General features: G+C 36.7%; 16 protein-coding genes. 5 read left to right on the top strand and 11 right to left on the bottom strand.

Annotation, left to right across the window (positions count from 1 at the left end; genetic code table 11):
* The first annotated feature begins 258 nt into the window (after nt 1–258).
* Together JI747_RS13530 and JI747_RS13525 are read left to right on the top strand one after the other, a co-directional pair.
* Nucleotides 259–2,592, top strand: coding sequence for a TonB-dependent receptor (locus JI747_RS13530; protein WP_225689424.1), 2,334 nt, complete (start codon nt 259–261; stop codon nt 2,590–2,592).
* A 3-nt stretch (nt 2,593–2,595) separates the two neighbouring features.
* Nucleotides 2,596–3,402: a DUF4249 domain-containing protein gene (locus JI747_RS13525; RefSeq protein ID WP_225689423.1), complete on the top strand. Its 807-nt coding sequence runs from the start codon at nt 2,596–2,598 to the stop codon at nt 3,400–3,402.
* Nucleotides 3,403–3,516: 114 nt separating this feature from the next.
* Here JI747_RS13525 and JI747_RS13520 read toward each other — a convergent pair whose 3' ends face one another.
* From JI747_RS13520 to JI747_RS13480, 9 genes are all read right to left on the bottom strand, one after another.
* The gene (locus JI747_RS13520; protein WP_225689422.1) at nt 3,517–3,888 is read right to left on the bottom strand and encodes a response regulator; all 372 of its coding nucleotides are present in this window, start codon (nt 3,886–3,888) and stop codon (nt 3,517–3,519) included.
* A gap of 28 nt (nt 3,889–3,916) precedes the next feature.
* On the bottom strand, nt 3,917–4,486 hold the full coding sequence (locus JI747_RS13515; protein WP_225689421.1) for a chemotaxis protein CheB: 570 nt from the start codon (nt 4,484–4,486) through the stop codon (nt 3,917–3,919).
* A gap of 12 nt (nt 4,487–4,498) precedes the next feature.
* The gene (locus JI747_RS13510) at nt 4,499–5,329 is read right to left on the bottom strand and encodes a CheR family methyltransferase (protein WP_225689420.1); all 831 of its coding nucleotides are present in this window, start codon (nt 5,327–5,329) and stop codon (nt 4,499–4,501) included.
* Nucleotides 5,330–5,695, bottom strand: coding sequence for a response regulator (locus JI747_RS13505; protein ID WP_225689419.1), 366 nt, complete (start codon nt 5,693–5,695; stop codon nt 5,330–5,332).
* Between the two features lie 15 nt (nt 5,696–5,710).
* On the bottom strand, nt 5,711–9,319 hold the full coding sequence (locus JI747_RS13500) for a response regulator (RefSeq protein ID WP_225689418.1): 3,609 nt from the start codon (nt 9,317–9,319) through the stop codon (nt 5,711–5,713).
* A 4-nt stretch (nt 9,320–9,323) separates the two neighbouring features.
* The gene (locus tag JI747_RS13495; protein WP_225689417.1) at nt 9,324–10,799 is read right to left on the bottom strand and encodes a hybrid sensor histidine kinase/response regulator; all 1,476 of its coding nucleotides are present in this window, start codon (nt 10,797–10,799) and stop codon (nt 9,324–9,326) included.
* 266 nt (nt 10,800–11,065) lie between these two features.
* Entirely contained in the window at nt 11,066–11,365 is a 300-nt protein-coding gene (locus JI747_RS13490; protein ID WP_225689416.1) for a hypothetical protein, read from the bottom strand.
* A 154-nt stretch (nt 11,366–11,519) separates the two neighbouring features.
* Complete coding sequence (locus JI747_RS13485; protein ID WP_225689415.1) at nt 11,520–12,800, bottom strand: cryptochrome/photolyase family protein; 1,281 nt, start codon at nt 12,798–12,800, stop codon at nt 11,520–11,522.
* 11 nt (nt 12,801–12,811) lie between these two features.
* Nucleotides 12,812–13,288: an SRPBCC family protein gene (locus JI747_RS13480; RefSeq protein WP_225689414.1), complete on the bottom strand. Its 477-nt coding sequence runs from the start codon at nt 13,286–13,288 to the stop codon at nt 12,812–12,814.
* A 210-nt stretch (nt 13,289–13,498) separates the two neighbouring features.
* Here JI747_RS13480 and JI747_RS13475 point away from each other — a divergent pair, with 210 nt between their 5' ends.
* From JI747_RS13475 to JI747_RS13465, 3 genes are all read left to right on the top strand, one after another.
* Nucleotides 13,499–13,879: a hypothetical protein gene (locus JI747_RS13475; protein WP_225689413.1), complete on the top strand. Its 381-nt coding sequence runs from the start codon at nt 13,499–13,501 to the stop codon at nt 13,877–13,879.
* Between the two features lie 13 nt (nt 13,880–13,892).
* Entirely contained in the window at nt 13,893–14,411 is a 519-nt protein-coding gene (locus JI747_RS13470; RefSeq protein ID WP_225689412.1) for a hypothetical protein, read from the top strand.
* 158 nt (nt 14,412–14,569) lie between these two features.
* The gene (locus tag JI747_RS13465; RefSeq protein ID WP_225689411.1) at nt 14,570–14,929 is read left to right on the top strand and encodes a hypothetical protein; all 360 of its coding nucleotides are present in this window, start codon (nt 14,570–14,572) and stop codon (nt 14,927–14,929) included.
* Between the two features lie 302 nt (nt 14,930–15,231).
* Here the strand turns inward: JI747_RS13465 and JI747_RS13460 are convergent, their stop codons facing one another.
* Nucleotides 15,232–17,976, bottom strand: a complete 2,745-nt coding sequence (locus JI747_RS13460; protein WP_225689410.1) for an RCC1 domain-containing protein — start codon at nt 17,974–17,976, stop codon at nt 15,232–15,234.
* 620 nt (nt 17,977–18,596) lie between these two features.
* A complete protein-coding gene (locus JI747_RS13455; protein ID WP_225689409.1) occupies nt 18,597–20,849 on the bottom strand; it encodes a T9SS type B sorting domain-containing protein in 2,253 nt (750 codons plus the stop codon).
* Between the last annotated feature and the right edge of the window lie 21 nt (nt 20,850–20,870).

Below are 20,870 nucleotides of genomic sequence, written 5' to 3'. Positions count from 1 at the left end.
TACATTTTGTTATCTATTTATTTCCTGTAGATTCAATTTTATTCTTACAAATTACAATAAACTTACAAAAAATACGATTTAATTATTTCCCGTAAACATTTCTAGTTTTATAAAAAGTTATAACGCTTGAAACATTTGCAGGATTCATGTTACTAATTAATAAACATATCACTCTATTTTGATAAATACTTTAGAAATAGAGTATATTTGAGAGTCAAATACATTTACTATACAACAATAAACTTATAAAATATTGAGATGCAGACATCTTCCATGAAAATTGCGACTACTATGGCCGCAATCTGTTTCAGTACAGTTTTTTTTGCCCAGCAAAATTATTCGGTGAGCGGGACCGTGAAAGATAAAAAAAATGGAGAATTGCTCTTGGGCGTTTCCATAAAAGTTGCAGAAGATCCCAGTATTTCTGTCGTTGCCAACGAATACGGATTTTATTCTCTTTCATTACCGAAAGGTTCTTATACTTTACTTTTCTCCAAATCAGGTTTTAAAGATCTGCAACAGATTGTAAATGTAGAAGATAATGTGAAGATTAATATTGAGCTTCCTGCTGAAGAACAGGATAAAGTCGCACAAATTGAGGAAGTGGTCGTTTCCGGTGTGAAAAAAGACAAAAATCTTTCTTCGGCTCAAATGGGGACCGAAACGCTGAGCATTAAAAACATTGAAAAACTTCCAGTTTTGTTCGGAGAAAAGGACGTAATGAAAACCATTCAGCTATTGCCGGGAATAAAAAGTACCGGTGAAGGAAACAGTGGATTTTCTGTACGAGGTGGTGCTACGGATCAGAACTTGATCTTACTGGATGAAGCCCCTGTTTATAATGCGTCCCATTTACTTGGGTTTTTCAGTACATTTAACAGTGATGCGTTAAAAGACGTAAGTATCATCAAAGGAAACAGTCCTGCTCAATACGGAGGCCGACTTTCTTCTGTGCTTGATGTGAAAATGAAAGACGGAAACAATAAAGATTATAATGTAAATGGGGGAATTGGTTTAATCAGCAGCAGGCTGAGCGTTGAAGGTCCTATTCAAAAGGAAAAATCATCGTTTATCATTTCAGGAAGAAGAACCTATGCCGATTTGTTTTTAAAGGCAACCGATGATTTTAAGGACAGTAAATTGTATTTTTATGATTTAAATCTTAAAGCCAATTATCAGATCAATGACAATAACCGTCTTTATTTATCCGGATATTTTGGGAGGGATGTTTTAGGTTTGGGAGATACTTTTTCAACCGACTGGGGAAACACAACGGCTACTTTGCGCTGGAACAGTATTATAAGCAGCAAGTTATTTTCGAATACGTCATTTATTTACAGCAATTACAATTATAATGTAAGTTTAAGCAGTAACAACAACACTTTCGGGCTTGATTCTCAAATCGAAGACTGGAATATAAAGCAGGATTTTTCGTGGTTTGCAGGAAACAAGCATAATGTGAAATTTGGTGTGCAGTCAATTTATCATACGATTACTCCAAGCAGTGCTTCGGGAACGAGTGTAAGCAGTTTCCCGAGAAATGCAAGATATTCATGGGAAAATGCAGCTTATATTAATGATGATTTCAAAGCGACAGAAAAGTTGACGATTAATTATGGAGTAAGACTTTCGGTATTCAGTGTGTTGGGTGGTGATACCTTCAACACGTATGAAAATGGTGTTCTTACCGATTCTGAATATTTAGAAAAAGGAAAATTTGGTAAAACGTATGTCAATCTGGAACCCAGAATTACGGCGAATTACAGAATTAATGAAGTAAGCAGTATTAAAGGAGGATATTCAAGAAATACTCAGAATTTACATTTATTAAGCACCAGCGGAAGCGGAAATCCTACTGATCAGTGGATTGGAAGCAGTTATACTGTAAAAACTGAAATCTCAGATCAGATCAGTGCAGGATACAGCCGAAATTTTAACAACAATAATTATGAACTGAATGCTGAGATTTATTATAAATCTATGCAGAATCAGATTGATTATAAGAACGGAGCGCAAATTACTTTCGATACTGCTGCAGACGTAGAAAGTGAGCTGTTATTCGGAAAAGGAAGAGCATATGGTCTGGAATTAATCGCCAAGAAAAAAAGCGGTAAACTGACGGGATGGATTTCTTATACGTTATCTAAAACGGAGAGAAAAATAAACGGAATTAATGATAATGAATGGTACAACGCAAGACAGGATAAAACCCACGATCTTTCTGTGGTGGCCACTTATCAATTGAATCCGAAATGGTCTTTCTCGGGATTATTCCTTTACAGCACCGGAAATGCAGTGACCTTCCCTACCGGAAAATATGAACTGAACGGACAAACCGTTTTCCAGTACAGCAGCAGAAATGCAGACAGAATGCCTGCTTATCACAGAATGGATTTGAGTGCAACGTATGAACCGAGTTCTAATAAACGTTTCAAAGGTTCATGGTCATTCGGAATTTACAATGTGTATGGAAGACAAAATGCCTATACGATTACTTTTGAGGATAATCCTGACAAACCAGGAACGACAAGAGCAATGCAGACTTCTCTTTTCCGTTGGGTACCCAATATCACTTATAATTTCAAATTTTAATTCATGAAAAATTTATTTTTAATCATATTATCCCTGTTTATCGTTACATCTTGTGAAAAGGAAATCGATCTTGATCTGGCGAATGAAAGCGGAAAAATCGTTATCGAAGGAAATATCACCGATCAGGCCGGACCTTATTATGTGAAGATCACGAAATCTGTTGCCGTTACAGCAGCGAATCAGTATCCGGCAGTCGAAAATGCACAAGTTGTTTTAAGTGACAATATGGGACAGACGGAAACCTTACAATATGTAGGCAATGGAATGTATACAACCTCATCTTTTGTAGGACAATCGGGAAGAACATATACTTTGAAAGTGAATGCAGAGGGACAACAATATTCTGTGCAAAGTACAATGCCTACAGCAGTTTCTTTTGACGGTCTCGATCAGGATTCGTTTATGGTGGGAGGTGAAACAAGCTATACTCTTCTGCCAGTTTTTACGGATCCTTCACCTTTAGGAAACCGTTATCTTTTTGTGTATACCGTAAATAATAATCCAAAAAAGTTTTTCTCTGAATTTTCCGATAATGTGAATAATGGAATGCTTAATCAAAGACCTTTAATACTTCCCAATGATGACAGTAATGCAGATGATATTAAAGTCGTGGTAGGTGACACCATTCACGTGGAAATGCAGTGTATTGATGAAAATGTGTACACTTATTATTCAGCGCTTCTGCAACTTTCCGGAGGGGGTCCCGGAGGAGGAATTACTCCTGCAAATCCTCCAAGCAATATCAGCAACGGAGCTTTGGGTTATTTTTCTGCGCATACTGTAAGGACAAAAAGTACTGTAATTCAATAAATTTCATAAAAGATTAAACAAAACCCAATTTTATAAAAAAAGGATAATGACACAAAATCATTATCCTTTTTTATTGAATAGCTTATTGCTACTTTATTCCAAAAAATAAAAGTATTACACCTGTTCTTTTACATATTTTGCCACTTTATCTTCCAGATCATCCAGATTAAAAGGTTTTGAAATATAATCATCTGCCTGTGCTTCTGATGCCAAAGCCGCAATATTATTATTTGCTGTCATGTAAATAACCGGAATATGCTTAAATTCTTCATTGTTTTTGAGAATTTTTGTCGCTTCTACCCCTCCGATCTTCGGAATCCAGTTATCCATTAAAATAATATCCGGTTTACATTCGCCTACTTTCTCAAGAATATCATGTGATGTTTCTGAGATCTTGACCTCATAACCGTTCTCTTCAAATATGATGGTAACTACTTCCAAAATAGCAACATCATCATCAAAAATTAAAATTCTCTTATTCTTCATATTTTTAAGTTTAATTTTATCTTATTTATTACAATTGATTAATATAATTCGCTAAACTATTTGGTTTTATGATTAAATTATAATCAATTTCTTCCATAGCATGTTTAGGCATATAATCAACTTCTGCGGTCTCCGGATCCTGAATCCAAACCTGCCCTTTGTATTTTTTAATATAACTCAATCCTTCTGCTCCATCGGCATTGGCTCCTGATAAGAGAATTCCTATCATATTTTTACCGTAAACTTCTGCTGCACTTCTAAAGGTGACATCAATGGAAGGACGGGAATAATTCATCTTTTCTGAACTGTCCAGCGACATATATTTTTTGTTCTCAAACAGCAAATGATAGTCTGCAGGAACAATATATATAGTACGATTCTGAATTTCAGTTTTATCTTCAACCTCAACCACCGGTTTTCTTGTAAATTGCTCCAGCAAGGTACGCAATATATCGCCGGATTGTGCTTTGCGGTGAATAACCAATACAATGGGAATATTCACGGTATCATCAAGATTTTTAATCATCTCAATAATGACCTGCAGACTTCCTGCTGATCCTCCGATAACAATTAATTCTATGGTGTCTTTTGATTCCAATATCTCAATGTATTAATGATGATCAATTTTTTTCCATATTTTCTGATCTTCTACCTGATGATAATTCTTTTCAATGGTAGAAAATCTAAGGGTTTCCTTCGCTCCCAATGCAAGAAATCCTAAATTCTCCAAGCTGTTATCAAAAAGGCTGAATACTCTTTCCTGCAGATCTCTGTCAAAATAGATCAAAACATTCCTGCAGATAATCAACTGAAAGCTGTTAAAAGAACTGTCCGAGACCAAATTGTGGGTGGATAAAATAAGTTTCTCCTGTAAGCTTTTGTCAAATTTCACGCTGTCATAGTTAGCCGTATAATACGTAGAGAAATCTTTAATTCCTCCCGAAAGCATATAATTTTCTGAATACTGTTTCATCTGCTGCAATGGAAAAACTCCGGCTCTTGCAGTTTCCAGAACCGAAGGATTTAAGTCTGTACCATAAATAAGTGATTTATGATAAAGCCCTGCTTCTTTCAGTAAAATGGCGATGGAATACGCTTCTTCTCCTGTTGAGCAACCTGCAACCCATATTCTGATGAGCGGATAAGTGCCAAGTTGTGGCAATATATTGTCTCTTAAGGCTTTAAAAAAGGAAGGATCTCTGAACATTTCTGTCACGTTTACCGTAACTTCTTCTACAAAACGTGTGATGTAATCAGGATCATTCATGATTGTATATCTGAGTTCTGCGAAACTGGTAAATCTGTCTAAGAGGCATATCCTGTTCATTCTTCTTTTAAGGGAAGCTCTGCTGTAGCCCGAAAAATCATAGCCATACATCTCATAGACATCATTAATGAGGTATTCTACTTCCTGATCTTTTATGATATTCGGTTCTAGCATTTATGAAAGTTTTTCTATCGCTGTTAGTAAAAGATCGACATCAATTGGCTTTGAGATATAGTCATTGGCTCCCACTTCCATACATTTCTGACGGTCTTCAGGCATCGCCTGTGCAGTGACAGCAATGACAGGAATATCTTGTATTCCGGGTGTATTTCTTATGATTCTGACTGCTTCATACCCATCTATCCCCGGCATCATCATATCCATCAGGATGACCGAAAAATCATGATCTGTATTCAGGATGTCAAAGGCTTCCTGAGCCATTGTACAGGTTTCAACGACATATCCACGCGCCTTAAGGGTAAGTTTTAATGCAAATATGTTTCGCGGATCATCGTCCACTATTAAGATTTTCTTATTCATCAGAATTTTATCTGTTTAACTTTCATACAACCAAACACGAAGCAACGACAAGAGCTGATCGATATCCACAGGTTTTGAGATATAATCTGAAGCTCCTGCATTAATACATTTTTCACGATCTCCGATCATGGATTTTGCAGTCACTGCAATGATAGGTAATTTTCTGAATGCAGGTATTTTCCTGATTTCCTTGATTGATTCATACCCATCCATTTCAGGCATCATCATATCCATCAAAATAACATCTATATCCGGATTTTCCTGAAGCTGCTGCAGTGCATGTTTTCCATCCATGGCTACAATAACATCCACTTTGTATTTCTCCAATGCTTTAGTCAAAGAAAAGATATTTCTTACATCATCATCAGTGATAAGGACTTTTTTCCCGCTTAATACTTCCGTAAGAGATCCCAATGCTCTTCCTCTCGCAGATTCGACAGAGCTGTTTTTCTCTTCCACCAAATGTAAAAACAATCCTACTTCATCTAAAATCCTCTGGTACGAATGTGCTGTTTTTACGACAATAGAATCGGCGTATTGTTTTATCTTCAGTTCCTCTTCTTTGGACAGGTTATTTTCTGTAAAGATAATAATGGGAAGATTTTCCAGCCCCTCATAGCTTTTTATGGATTCAATTACGCGATATTTATCTCCTTTTAAGCTTCCTACATCCAGAATAACACAGTCTACCCGATCGGAAGTCAATGCTTCTACACTGTCTTCTACGTTATGTTCTACAGACAAAGAAATATTAAAATTACTCAGGAAATAAGATAACGCACTGGCATGTTTGGCATTTTCTTCAACAATAAGAACTTTCTGTGGACCTTTTTTTAAAGCTTCTTCAATCTTTTTGAATACATCCGTCATTTTATCCAGAGCCACCGGTTTGTTAATAAAATCAACCGCTCCTTTCATTAAGCTTTCTTTTTTAACGTGCAGGACGGACATCATATGTACCGGAATATGTCTGGTCTCTGCATGAGCCTTCAGTTCATCCATTACTTTCCACCCGTCTTTTACCGGAAGTTGCACATCGAGTAAAATCGCATGTGGCTTAAATTTCTGAGCAGCTGAAAGTCCCTGATCTCCTCTTACCACTACAATTCCTTTATAATTCTGCAAGTGGGCATATTTCAGTAAAGCTTTTGCAAAATTGATATCATCTTCAATAATCAGGATCACTTTATCCCCGTCATTTATATTTTCTCGGTCGTCTTCAACATCTTCAGGAATTTCCAATGTTTTTACCTGAATTGTATCTGTTCCGTTTTCATCAAGTATATTTTGAATTTCTTCTACATCTTCACGGATAGTTTCTACCAGATCATGCTCTGTTTCAACTTGTCCGGTTTCAGATACAGCATTCACAGGAATGATAAAGCTGAACTCACTTCCTTTATTCACCTCACTTTGCAGCGTAAGCTCACCCCCAAGAAGTTTTGCAATTTCTCTGCTTATTGACAGTCCTAAACCTGTTCCTCCAAATTTTCTTTTTGTAGATCCATCTTCCTGCTGGAATGCTTCAAAAATGATTTTTTGTTTGTCTTTTGCAATCCCGACTCCTGTGTCTTTTACTGAAAAAATGATAAACCCGGGTTTTTCAGAATGATTTCTGATATGTAAATCTATACTTCCCTGTGCCGTAAATTTTAAAGCATTGGACAATAGGTTTCTCAATACCTGATCGATACGAAGGCGATCTCCTTCAATAACTTTTTGAACATTAGGTTCAATCTGAATCTTGAACGGCAACGCTTTTTCCTTAAATACCGGATTGAATAGGTTCTTTAAGTCTCTTACCACTTCTTCAATGGCCACATCCTGATATTCAAGAGTCATCTTACCGGATTCTATTTTGGCTAAATCCAGAATTTCATCGATCAGTGTTAATAAACTTGTCCCCGAACTCTGAATAACCTTAGCAGATTCCACCTGATCTTCATTAAGATTTTCATCAGGGTTTTCCGCCATGAGTCGCGATAAAAGAAGGATCGAGTTGAGAGGAGTACGCAATTCATGAGACATATTGGCTAAGAACTCAGATTTATATTTGGTGCTTAAAGCCAGTTCTTCTACTTTTTTCTGAATTTCATTATTTCGTTCTGCAATCAGGTGATTTTTCTCTTCCAACAGTCTTGAACGTTCTTCCAGCTCAACATTTGCCTGCATCAATTCTTCCTGCTGTACTTTTAATTCTTCTTCTGAAGCCTGAAGTTTCTGAGTCTGTGCTTCCAGCTCTGTATTCAGATTTTCAAGTTCGGAATGCTGAACCATAAGTTCTTCAGACTGAGCCTGTGTTTCCTCCAATAACTGCTGTTCTTTTTCTCTCCCTTTTGCTGCACTTAAAGCAATCCCTATATTGGCGCAACATTCTTCAAAATAGCTAATTCTGTCTTCTTCAAAGTTAGAAGTAGAACCCAGCTCCAAAACTCCTATTATGTGTCCGTCTGCAAAGATCGGGAGCAATATAATTCCATAGATTTTGATCGTACTGCTGGCAAAAGTTACTACAAACTCATCTTCATGCAGGTTATTATAAACCTTAGTCTCAGCGTTGATAAAAGCCTGCCCTATCATTCCTTCTCCAAGTTCGAAAGTTTTTTTCATATTAGCTTCCAGCCCGAATGCTTTATTCAGTTTTAAGATTCCTTCATCATACAGGTACAAAGAACCATTGATGCATTTACCGTATTCTATCAGCTGCTTTAACGCTCTATTGGAAACTTCTTTCACCGACTTGTTCCCAACAAGGGATTCATTGAGTAAAGCAAGACCTTTCTGACGCCAATCACTTTTATTAATTGTATCAAATGACGTTTTTAGAGATTCTGTCATATAGTTAAGAGATTCTACAAGATCTCCGAGATCACCTCCCTCATTATCAATAACCTTTTCACTGTAATCACCATTGGCCACTCTATTGGCAATCTTTTGAATTGCGCTTACACGGCGGGTCATTTCCTGATCTTTTTCTTTGAGCATTCTTTCCAACTTATCTCTTCTGATAAGATCTGCTCTCATTTTGATGTAGAAAAAGGCAGTTACCACAACAGCAGCGATAGCCGAAAAAATTATAAAAAGAACTGTGGTACCGGATGAACGGGTTAAGTCTTTATTTTTAATTTCAAGCTGGCTTTCTTCATACTGAACAAAATCATTAACAATTTTACGACATTGATCCATATAGTCTTTGCCGGTAACGATTTGCTGCTGAGTCATGATATTGCCTCTGCGTCTCTGTTCAACCAAGTATTTCAGATTTTCCGTCACCTGATTCACCGAAAATTTTAAATTTCTGAGTCTTTCCAACTGATTCTTATCATCCAGCCCCAAAGATTCTACACGAACCATAGCTTTAGGATATTCTCTCAGTCCCCGTTTGTAAGGTTCAAGAAAATCTTCTCTTCCGGTCATCTGATAACCTCTGTTGCCTGTTTCCGCATCCAGTAATGACACCAAAACATCTTTTACAGCCGTCATTGCCAGTCTGCTTTTGGAAAGATTTTCACGATGATTCATCTGGTTCTGGATACTCCAATAGGAAGCCAATGAACTGGAGATTAAAATCAAAAGTGAAAGGCCAACTCCAAACTGGAGATTTCGTATAATTTTTTTCGGCATACAATTAATTTAATGGTAAAGTGAAATAAAAAGTAGAACCTTCTCCCAAAACACTGGAAACCCCAACAGTTCCATGATGCTGCTTGATGATTTCTGAACAGATAAATAGTCCGATTCCCATTCCCTGAAACTGGAGTGAAGATTCTTCTACTCGATAAAACTTTTTGAATACAGCATCCTGTTTAAAGTCGGGAATACCGATCCCAAAGTCGGTGACATTCACTCTTACTTCTTCTGCTTCTTCGTCTACAAAAGTTGTAATGATAACCTGATTGTTATGGGGAGAATATTTTATTGCATTCGTCAGAAAGTTAATTAATACCTGTTCTATACGGATTTCATCTAAAGGGATCAGAATATCCGGTTTCATTCCCTGGCGTTCAATCTTTACGATACGCTCTTCATGGGTCTGCTGTATGGTCTCAATAGCATTGCTGATCACGCTTTCCAGATTTACCTGTTTTTTGTCAATCTTCAATTTCCCGTTTTCTATTTTGGAAACATCCAACAGATCTGTAATAAGTGCGTTCAGTTTTTCAATCTGCCCCTGAACTTTGGCTACAAAACCTGCCTCAGAGCTTTCTTTATCAAGTTTCAGCTTTCTTTCTAAAAGCTGCACATAAGCTTTAATGCTAGTTAAGGGAGTTTTTAATTCATGACTTGCGATGCTCAGGAACTCATCTTTTTCTTTTTCTATTTTCTTCTGATCGTCAATATCAGTGAAAGTTCCTACCCAATTTTTAACGCGTCCTTCATCGTATACAGGAGTTATCCTTAACAGATGATAACGATATTCATGCGAAATGCGATTTTTAATTCTCACTTCTAATTCAAGGGCTTTTCCTTTTCTTTTGCATCTTTCAAACTCTTCTCTGATATTAAGGTCATCCAGATGACTTTCAGGAAAATTTTTCTCAGTTTCTGAATACTGATACCATTTGCCATTCACAAAATCAACAATACCATCTTCATTAAGTGTAAATGCGATCTGAGGAAGAGATTCCAGCATCAGATGAAAATGATCGATCTGAGATTTCATCGTCACCTGTGATTCCCGTCTGCCTTTCACTTCCAGTTCAAGATTCTGCTGTGTTTTCTTCATGGCTATATTCTGCTCCTGAAGATTATAGAATGTTTTTACTTTCAGCAAAAGTATTTCAGGATCTACAGGCTTGGTCACATAGTCTTTGGCTCCGGAAGCGTATCCACGCGTGATAAATTTTTTATCTGTGTTGACAGCGGATAGAAATATAATGGGAATGTCTTTTGTCTTGCTATATCCTGCCAATGATTCTGCAACTTCAAAACCATCCATGTCGGGCATTTGAACATCTAAAATGATTAAGGCATAGTCGTTTTTTAATGCTTTACCCAGTGCCTCTTCCCCAGAACCGGCTGTTTCAACTTTGAAATCCTTGGATTCAAGTAATTTTTGCAGAGAATACAGGTTGTTTTGATTGTCATCAACAATTAAAATCATAGAAGTTAAAATGAATTATGTGTTACTGATCGTTGAACTTCAAAAATACTTACAATATTTGAAAAAACAGCAATTTTTCAGGGATTATAAAGAATTCTGCTTCTCTTATTTTTTTCAATTCAAAATAACTTAACTCCAATTTTCCTGACCTAGTTGATCTCCATCCATTGAGAGCGATTCCTCTTATTAAGAAAGTAAAAAGAGGAATCGCCAATACAATCAAAATGACCGGAACTTTATTGCTCCGGTCATTTTATAAATTACTATTAATTGGTCTTTTTTCGCCATTCTGCTTTCACATCTTCAGCGGCATCTTTGGTTTTTTCCCAAGCTTCATCCGCTTTATCCTTTATGTCTTCCCAAGTGTCAGCAAAGTTTGATTTTACTTTGTCCAGCCAATCTTCCTGAGTCGCCTCTTCATCATTATTCCTTTTTTCATTGATATAGTCTCTGGCTTTATCTGCTAATTCGCTGATCTTCCATTTTGCATCGTTGGCAGCATTTTTCAGAGAGTTTTCTGTGTTATTGACTGCATTTTCGGCTTTGTTGTAATCTGAATTATTCATAATATAATATTTTGGTAATTGGTATATAAACAAACAAGGTCTGTGCCTTTATATTTATTCACACCGTTAAAAATTTCTTAAAATTTAATTTTTCTTACCCCCATATTATATTGCCATCGCAGAATAAATTGAATACAATTGCTGTTATCTATCACTAAACCAATGCTTTTTTATACGTTTCCAATGCTCTTTCTCTTGCGAATTTATGTTCAACTAAAGGTTCGGGTTGATCATCATCCGGAAGCCATTTTTTAATATATTTCAGATCTTTATCAAATTTTTTGGTTTGTTCTTCAGGATTAAAGATTCTAAAGTAAGGCGCCGCATCACATCCTGATCCTGCAGCCCATTGCCAATTCCCATTATTGGCAGAAAGATCATAATCCAATAGTTTTTGTGCAAAATAAGCTTCTCCCCATCGCCAGTCAATCAGGAGATGTTTGGTAAGGAAGCTTGCCGTAATCATTCTTACTCTGTTATGCATGAAACCTGTTGTATTAAGCTCATGCATTCCTGCATCTACAATAGGATAACCGGTTTTCCCTTCGCACCAGGCTTTGAATTCTTCTTCATTATTTCGCCAGCTGATATTTTCGTATTTTTTCTTAAAACACCGGGTAACCACATAAGGAAAATGGAAAAGAATCTGCATAAAAAACTCCCGCCAAATCAATTCATTTAGCCATGTTTCACTGTGTTCAAGGGCAAATTTCACGCATTTTCGTACGGAAACAGTTCCAAAACGAAGGGCAACTCCCAGATGGGTTGTATGATCCAGGGCAGGAAAATCTCTATACTGTTGATAATCTTTAATTATTTTTATATCGAGAGAAGGTTTTGTAAATACGATTTCTGTCTTTTTAAAACCGATATCCTCAAGACTGGGAATATCCGGAACATTGTTTAAATGAACCAAATTGGTAAAATCAGAAGTAAAGGTTTCTATGAATTGTAAAGCCTCTTTCCATTTTTTTGAATAGGGCGTGAAAACCGTATAAGGAGACTGGTCACTTTTCAGAATTTCATTTTTTTCAAAGATCACCTGATCTTTAAAGTCTGAAAAACCAATATCTTTTTTATGAAGAAAATCCTTTACCTGCTGATCTCTTTTGATCGCTTGCGGTTCGTAATCCCTGTTACAAAATACGGTATCAATTTCAAATTCTTCGGTTAATCTTTTAAAAACATCCAGAGGTTTTCCATGGTATATGGTAAGTCCGCTTTTTAAGGTAGCCAAATCTCTGTGCAGACTAACAAGAGCCTGCTGAATATAATCCACTCTTTTGTCTGACCTATCCTGAAGCTGATCCAGAATTTCTGTATCAAATATAAAAACAGGCATTACTTTAAGCCCTGACTTCAAGGCATGATACAATCCTACATTATCTTCCAGTCTGAGATCTCTCCGGAACCAGAAAATATTAATTTTCTCCATTTTTTTAATTTTTAAGATAAACACGTTTTATTTTTATTGAAGAGTTCTTCCAACACTTTATATCTATAGTTAAAAATGTGTTCAATCTTTTTTCTTACAAATATTTTGTGAGCGAGTTCACCCAAAAATCCAAAAGGAAGTTCATATTTCACTGAATCTTTCATAAATACTCCTTGCTCATTAGTTATAAATTCATGATGGTGATGCCAAAGTTTGTAAGGTCCTTTTTTCTGAAAATCGGTGAAGCTTTTTTGAAAATCGACCTGTATAATTTCTGTTTTCCATTTCATTCTTATTCCCAATATCGGCGAAACATAATAATCAATGATCATTCCTTCGAAAACTTTGTCGTCTTCCATTTCAGTAAGCACCGTAAATTTCATATCCGGAGGTGTAATGAGAGAAAGGTTATTCGCAGAAGAAAAAAACTTCCAGGCTTTTTCTATATCACAATGTAGCTGCTGTTCTCTATAAATTGTATGTATCATTGTTTTTTAATGGCATTATGCTCTAAAGGATAGATTTTACGCTAATTTCTTCATTTTTTTTCAAATACAATACTTATCGTTTGATGATGTTTATCTTTCTGAATTCATTGTCTGTATTTATAATTAAAATTATTTTTAAATAAAACACAATAAAGTGAGATATTTTACTATATTCGCAAAACTAAATACATTTTTTAAATATTAATAATTATGAAAAAAACTCTTTTATCGGCAATCTTTGCCAGCATTTTCTGTGTAGCCGTTTCATGTTCAACAGAAAGACCAAGTTTAGCGTCTATTGAGGATATGAAATCAACAGAAATGACATCTTTTGACAAAGCGCTGAAAGAAATCATGAAACCTGAGAATCTTTCAACTCCGGAAGAAAAAGCCCGATGGGGTGCACAACTGAATGACAGAGCCCTGACTATACTTTTCAATGCTTCATTAAAAGTGGTAGGGAAAAATGAAAATAACAGACTGAGCGAAAACAGCAGCAGACTGGAAAAAGAAAAAGTAATTGTACAGGCTACCGAATTGTATTTTTCTAAGCTGAATGCCATAAAAGCTAAACAAAAGGCAGAGAACTAAAATTTTTTAAGTCATGAAAAAAATATTTCTCTCACTTTTTGTCATGAGTACGTTGCAAATATATGCTCAGAAAACAATTAACATATTTAATTATTCCAGCTATAATTTAATAAATTCTTTAGTTGGTGCTGATCAGACTAATAATTGCTATCCCTCAATCAGTGGAACCAATTACCCTATTCCTGTGCCTCCTTCTGGAGCAGTAAGTTATACGGGGTATTACAACAGTCAGCTTCAAAGCCCTTCTATTAATACCTGGGACGTAATACTTGCTCCCAATAATGGCAGCGTACAACCCAGTAATTCTCCTCTTCTTATTGCATTGGGTGCAAGCACGGACTGGATGATGAATAAATTTTATGTGTCTGACCCAAGTGGTGCCCCGCTTTACTACAGTGGCGCTTCTATAGGAACTATCGGATGTGGTAATCCTTTGGTTACCTCTTTAACACCAACGCCTACAACACCATATCCCTTTGAGGCATTTTGGTTTGTTGCTGGCGGCCAAACATATTTTGTAATCCAACCTTAAAAACTATGAAAAAAATATTAATTCCAGTAACTATATTCCTGTCTTCTCTATCATTCGCACAAGGAAGTTTAAACATTTTTAACAATTCAACTTATGATCTTGCTATGCGTGTTGAAGCAGGCAACACCACGAATTGTCTTCCTTCTGTAATAACCAGTATGAATTTTCCGGCCTCCACAAGTGATGTTATTAATAATTTCAATGACTCCCTGCCCTATGCTGCAGGTTGGTCTGTGAGATTATCTACAACAGGCAGCCCAACGAATGTTGCAGTTCCTTCCGGTCTTTTAACAACCTTATCACCACTTACTCGCTGGCAATTTTGCTGGTATCAGACCATGGATCCTGTTACTGGCAATACCGTCTATGATACAGTAGACTTTAATATGGGAGACCCTACCGCTTTTCCAAATTGCGGATGGACCAGCTCGCCTACTGTTTTAGGAACTGTTACCCATGCATTTTGGTTTTATATTCCTTCATCAAATGCTACTTATTTAGTGATTGATCCTGCTTAATTTCTGAAGAGGCTGTTTAAAATTTAGAAATATATTATTTTGTATAAAAAATGTTAACAGGCTCTTTCCAGTAATTAAGTTTATAAATTAATTGAATTTGAATCTTATCCCTAGACTTTTTGGTTTAGGGATTTCTATTATAATCCGAATTTAAAAAGATATTCAAGTGTATTTGAACTGATAAAAAAAGCAACGCCACTTAATCAGTGACGCTGCTTTTAAATCTGATATTGGGTTGTAAACTGAAATGAACTAAGTTTGAATTTCGCTACACCTCAACTTTTACTTTAAGAATATAGTGTTTATCGTTTGATAACTTTTACCGTTTTTACAAAGTCATTCGCCGCATTTACTTTCACCAGATAAGTACCCGGTAAAAATCCGGATATATCCACAGTCCCTTTAGTATCATTGATCGTCTTTGTAAGTACAAGCTTTCCTGTCGTATTGTAGATCATTACAGATGAGATCTTTTGATCAAGTGAAACCGTCAGGATATCCTGAACCGGATTTGGATAGACTTTCAGCTCATCTGCCTTTACTGAAACAGGCGTAACTGCTAAACTATCTGCCATACGGGTAACAGTTGAACTACCTGTAGAACATGCAACAGGTGTGAAGATCTTCTTTTGAACTTTTGTGCCATCCCCTATCGTTCCCAGCGAATTAAAGCCAGACATTACCAAAAATCCATCATTGTTTATAGCCAATGTATTATTAGCTCCTGCTGCAATGCTTTGCCAATTTGTAGCAATTCCTATATGTAGGGTTACAGATCTATGAGTTTCTGTTCCATCTCCCAATTGTCCTGAACTATTGTATCCCCATACCCAAAGACTTCCATCCGTTTTTATGGCTATAGAAGAACCATGGTAACCCGTGCTAACACTTTGCCAATTTGTTTCTGTTCCTATCTGTGTTGGGGTATTCTTTGAATTTGTAGTTCCATCGCCTAATTGTGACCATGTATTATCTCCCCAGGTCCACAGTGTTCCATCTGTTTTTAGTCCTATTGAATGACCTCTTCCTCCATCAACAGCTTTCCAATTCATAGCTGTTCCTATTTGAATAGGAAAAGTGCTTGCTATTAAAGTTCCATTACCCAGTTGGCCTGTAGAATTATCTCCCCAAGCCCAGAGTGTTCCATCTGTTTTTATGGCAAGGGTATGATTTCCTCTTGATGCCACACTTAGCCAGTCTGTTACCGTTCCTATTTGTACAGGTACTGTTTTATTGACGGTTGTTCCATCTCCTAATTGACCTGTGGAATTGTTGCCCCATGCCCAGAGTGTTCCATCTGTTTTTATGGCAGCTATATGACTATTACCAGTCGCAATATTTACCCAGTCTGTATCTGTTCCTACTTGTGTCGGAATATTTTTCTTGATCGTAGTTCCATCACCTAGTTGACCTGTGGAATTGTTGCCCCACGTCCATAGTGTTCCATCTGCTTTGAGCCCTGCCGAATAAGAAAAACCTGCAGCTATTTTTACCCAATCACTTTCGGTTCCTATTTGTACTGGCTTATTTTTATCAGTGTTAGTACCATCTCCTAACTCTCCATTATAATTATCTCCCCATGCCCATAGTGTTCCATCTGTTTTTATTCCTATTGAATGATAATTGCCAACTTTCACAGTTTGCCAACACCCTGTTTCAGTGGTAGGAAGTGTAGTAAAAGAACCAGCCGATACCCAGTCTGTCCAACTAAATCCACAATCCGGTGCTACCCACCAGTAGTAAGTGGTATCAGGCAATAAGTTTGTCAAATTTACTGTTGTAGAAGAAGTCTTTCCATCGTTCCCGCCAATAGTAGGATTCGTACTATAAAGATATAAATAACCGTTACCAGGAGCCTGAGTTGCTGCTGTCCAGTTAAGAGTAGCCGTTGCAGAAGTAACATTGGTTGTTGAAAATTGCGTTGGAGGAATACAGACTCCAGGACAAGCAATGAAAATAAATGTATTTTTGTTAACAGTCGTATTATCGCCTAGCTGACTGTATGTATTTTTTCCACAAACTTTTAAAGATCCGTCAATACTTTTGATAAGAGTAAAATTTTCTCCTGCAACAACCTGTAAGTTATCTGACGAGTTACTTACTTGTGTAGGTAATGTAACATTTGGACCTCCATTTGTACCATTTCCCAGCTGTCCATAATAATTATATCCCCATCCCCAAAGAGTTCCGTCTGTTTTTGCGGCTAATGTATAATTATTGCCAGCACTCACATTTTGCCAATCTGTTGCTGTTCCTATTTGCATAGGAGCTGTTTTTCTGACAGTAGTACCATCTCCTAACTGCCCATAAAGATTATTACCCCACATCCATAGTGTTCCGTCTGTTTTGAGTCCTGCCGAATGCTGATACCCTGCATCAACACTTTTCCAATTCGTAGCTGTTCCTATTTGTACCGGAATTTTTTTTAAAACGTTAGTTCCATCTCCAAGTTGCCCCCAAATATTATATCCCCATCCCCAAAGCGTACCATCTGTTTTAATGGCTAATGTATAATTCTCACCGGCACTCACGCTTTGCCAATCAGTAGCTGTTCCTATTTGCGCAGGAGCACTTTGAGATATGGCAGTTCCATCTCCCAATTGTCCATTATTGTTACGTCCCCATGTCCATAATGTTCCATCTGTTTTGATTCCTACTGAATGTTGGCTTGCTGTACTTACACTTTGCCAATCTGTTCCTGTTCCGATTTGTATGGGTACATTTTTCCCAACGGTGGTTCCGTCTCCCAGTTGTCCATACTCATTATCTCCCCATGCCCACAATGTTCCATTGGTTTTAATGGCGAATGTTTGATTGCTGCCGGCATTCACACTTTTCCAATCCTTTAATGTTCCTATTCTGGTCGGAACCTTTTTACCAGCTCCTGACCCATTACCTAATTGGCCTGAGAAATTGATTCCCCACGTCCATAATGATCCATCAGTCTTTACTCCTGCTGAATACTCAACTCCCGTACTAAGGCTTTGCCAGCATTGAGCAAAGGAATGCAAACTGATAAATACGAATAATAAAAGTACTTTTCTCATATTTTAATTTTCATAATATTTTCCTACTCGTATAGCTTTTCGGTTCCGCTTCGTTTAAATGGTTTCTGAACTCCATATAATAAGTGATCTGGACAAAAAAATTTCAGAATCAAATGAATTCATAAATAATACAACATGAAAATCTCCCTAAACTTCAATAAAAGCCTGTGTCACTTCTGATCGAAAATGAAATATCAGCAGTCCTTTTACTACCCAATATTGTTTATATATGATATGTGGAATAATCAAATAAAACCAATGGGCTCTATACGATTGTAGCTCTAAAGAAATGGTAAGGATTTACTGTCGTATTAAATTATTAACAGCAATTAGTTTTGGAGTATCTATAAAAATAAATAGAATGTAGTTGGGTTCATTTTCATGGTTTAATGTTTTTAGGTTTAGTTTTTAGAGGAAACAACACCGCCTGTTACAATAACTTTATGTTGTTGATCACAAAAATATATTTTTATTATGATTCACGAAACAGTGTATAATAAATATTTTTTCAGCTTACCAGTATTTTTTTAAACACAAAAAAAGCGTTGAAAAATCAACGCTTTTTAAATCTGATATTGAGACTTAATTATTAAAAGTTTACATAAGAATGAAGTTCTCAATTAATCTCTATTCTTTAATAATATCCAGCCCGTAAATACAATTTTAGGTTTTTCTTTTGATGATTCATCCCATGAAATGTGATACCAATAGGTTTGAGTAGGTACTTTTCTGCCTTGGATTGTTCCGTTCCAGGTATAATTATTAAAAGAAGTTCCTTCGAAAACTTTATTTCCGTATCTGTCGTAGACAATGAATGACAAGTTTTTCTTGTAACCTAATTCCGAATAATTAATTACATCATTGTATCCATCACCGTTTGGAGTAATTACATTGACAAGATTCGGGACGGTAATCGTTACCTCCACAGGATCACAATTGTAAAAATCTTTCACATAAAACGTGTTTTCCCCTCTTGTTAAATTGGAAAATACATTAGATTCCTGCCATTGAATACCATCCAAGGAATACTGATAGGGAGCTTTTCCTCCTTTAACCTCAACAACTGCCGTATTGCCGTCCAAATTGATCCCTTTAATAACAGGGGATTCTGATGGAATTACTTTTACGTACTGCCTCAAAACACATTCTCCGCTTTTAAGATCAACCCAATACGTTCCTACTCCAACATTTGTAATACTTTGTGTCGTTGCTCCGGTACTCCATAAATAGGATGAAAAGTTGGGTCCTGCATCAAGAGTTGTTGTGTCTTCTATACAAATAATCTGATCTTTCAGTATTTCAGAATACACAGGAGGAATCACGTTTAAAGTTACTTTGGCGATACTTCCGCATCCGTTGCTGTTAATTACTTTGATGTAAACTGATCCGTTTACTGAAATATAAGACTGAGGATTGGTTATTTCATTGATTCCTGCGAGAGCATCATTGTAATTGGTGAAATATTTTTTGGTAATTCCTGTTTCCGTAGTTACAGATGCCTGAATAAGATTAAAAGTTCCTGTTGAAACATTATCCGTATTAAAACAGCTTCTTAAGATAGCTTCATTTACAGTCGGAACAGGATATAACTTTAAAGAAATTTTGGCGATTGCAGTACATCCTGTTGCCGTATTAATTTTAACATACACTTCGCCTTCTGCCGATGAAAAAGTTGCGGGATTCGTAATTTCATTTGTTCCGGAATTTAAATCGGAAAGTGTCCTGTAATATTGCTTCGTTACATTGGTAAGCGGAGTGACATTAGCCTGTGTAAGATCAAAAACTGCGAAACCATTCATCGGGCAGCGAAATAAGGTTGCATCTGTCTTTTCTACGTCTTTCGGGGTTAAAATAATCTTTGCATCTGGATTGTCACAAAACGTTCCGCTGTTGTCTTTTACAATTACATTGACTGTTGTATTGGCCGAGAACTGATAATTGGAAGGATTGGTAACCTGTGTCCCGTTCACAAGATAGGTAAAGGTATAATTGGCAGGATTATTTACAAATTGGGAATTAAAAGATGTTAAATCCGTTGTGACTACCCCTGTAAGAGCATTCGGACACGTTTCTGAAGGCATTACCGTATTCTGAAGCAAAGGAACTTTATCTACATATACTTTTACGTTTTTAATGGAATGTCTTGCACTTGCAGCTCCTGTAGAAGCTGAAAATCCGAAATATCCCTGGGTCATCGTTGCCGCTCCGCCGGATGGTGCAAAAGACTGATTAACCACCGTAGTATTATCAATTTTAATGATAATGATCCAATTGGCAGTATTGTTCGGATCAATTTCCCCGTTTACCTCAACGTGTTTGTAAGTACTGCCTACAAAAGGAATAGTGGAGATCAGATCTGGAGTGTGATAAGTACTGTTTGGAGTATTGTTATATTCAATATTATTATTTCCGGCCGGAAGGTTGTTGGTTCCGTATAATACGTGAACTTTACTCATTTGCCCTTCAGAACTGTTATTGAATATATCAAATGCTACCATCAAGCCGCTTGCATTGCCCGGAATTCCCAAACCTCCTCCCTGAGGATAAGATACAGGCGGATTGGCAAGATACCAAAAAGCAAAACCATCACCCCGTCCATAGCTGGTGGTACCGTTACCATCTATTCTAAAGTCAAATTCCACTTTCCATTTATCACAATACTTAAGGTTAATGGGATCATCCAGTTTTATGCCTCCCACCTGACTGATCTGATCTGCCGTAAGCTGAATAAAATCTGTATTTACGGTAGCAGAAGGAACTAAGCTCCAGCCGGCAGTATTCACCGGGCTTCCTGATAACTGATAAGATTGGGCATTTATTTGATGGCACAAAGCCAAAAGCGCAACAAAACCTGTAATTAAAAACTTCTTCATGATATAAATTGTTTAAACGCA

The organism is Chryseobacterium tagetis (assembly GCF_016735585.2).
GTDB lineage: Bacteria > Bacteroidota > Bacteroidia > Flavobacteriales > Weeksellaceae > Chryseobacterium > Chryseobacterium tagetis.
This window is presented reverse-complemented; position numbering and strand designations above follow the sequence as displayed.

Coding starts and splice junctions, on each gene's coding strand:
- JI747_RS13480 (WP_225689414.1), bottom strand. CDS start 13,288: ATGATACATACAATTTATAGAGAACAGCAGCTACATTGTGATATAGAA.
- JI747_RS13520 (WP_225689422.1), bottom strand. CDS start 3,888: ATGAAGAATAAGAGAATTTTAATTTTTGATGATGATGTTGCTATTTTG.
- JI747_RS13485 (WP_225689415.1), bottom strand. CDS start 12,800: ATGGAGAAAATTAATATTTTCTGGTTCCGGAGAGATCTCAGACTGGAA.
- JI747_RS13460 (WP_225689410.1), bottom strand. CDS start 17,976: ATGAGAAAAGTACTTTTATTATTCGTATTTATCAGTTTGCATTCCTTT.
- JI747_RS13465 (WP_225689411.1), top strand. CDS start 14,570: ATGAATTTTCCGGCCTCCACAAGTGATGTTATTAATAATTTCAATGAC.
- JI747_RS13475 (WP_225689413.1), top strand. CDS start 13,499: ATGAAAAAAACTCTTTTATCGGCAATCTTTGCCAGCATTTTCTGTGTA.
- JI747_RS13530 (WP_225689424.1), top strand. CDS start 259: ATGCAGACATCTTCCATGAAAATTGCGACTACTATGGCCGCAATCTGT.
- JI747_RS13490 (WP_225689416.1), bottom strand. CDS start 11,365: ATGAATAATTCAGATTACAACAAAGCCGAAAATGCAGTCAATAACACA.
- JI747_RS13455 (WP_225689409.1), bottom strand. CDS start 20,849: ATGAAGAAGTTTTTAATTACAGGTTTTGTTGCGCTTTTGGCTTTGTGC.
- JI747_RS13495 (WP_225689417.1), bottom strand. CDS start 10,799: ATGATTTTAATTGTTGATGACAATCAAAACAACCTGTATTCTCTGCAA.
- JI747_RS13510 (WP_225689420.1), bottom strand. CDS start 5,329: ATGCTAGAACCGAATATCATAAAAGATCAGGAAGTAGAATACCTCATT.
- JI747_RS13500 (WP_225689418.1), bottom strand. CDS start 9,319: ATGCCGAAAAAAATTATACGAAATCTCCAGTTTGGAGTTGGCCTTTCA.
- JI747_RS13470 (WP_225689412.1), top strand. CDS start 13,893: ATGAAAAAAATATTTCTCTCACTTTTTGTCATGAGTACGTTGCAAATA.
- JI747_RS13505 (WP_225689419.1), bottom strand. CDS start 5,695: ATGAATAAGAAAATCTTAATAGTGGACGATGATCCGCGAAACATATTT.
- JI747_RS13525 (WP_225689423.1), top strand. CDS start 2,596: ATGAAAAATTTATTTTTAATCATATTATCCCTGTTTATCGTTACATCT.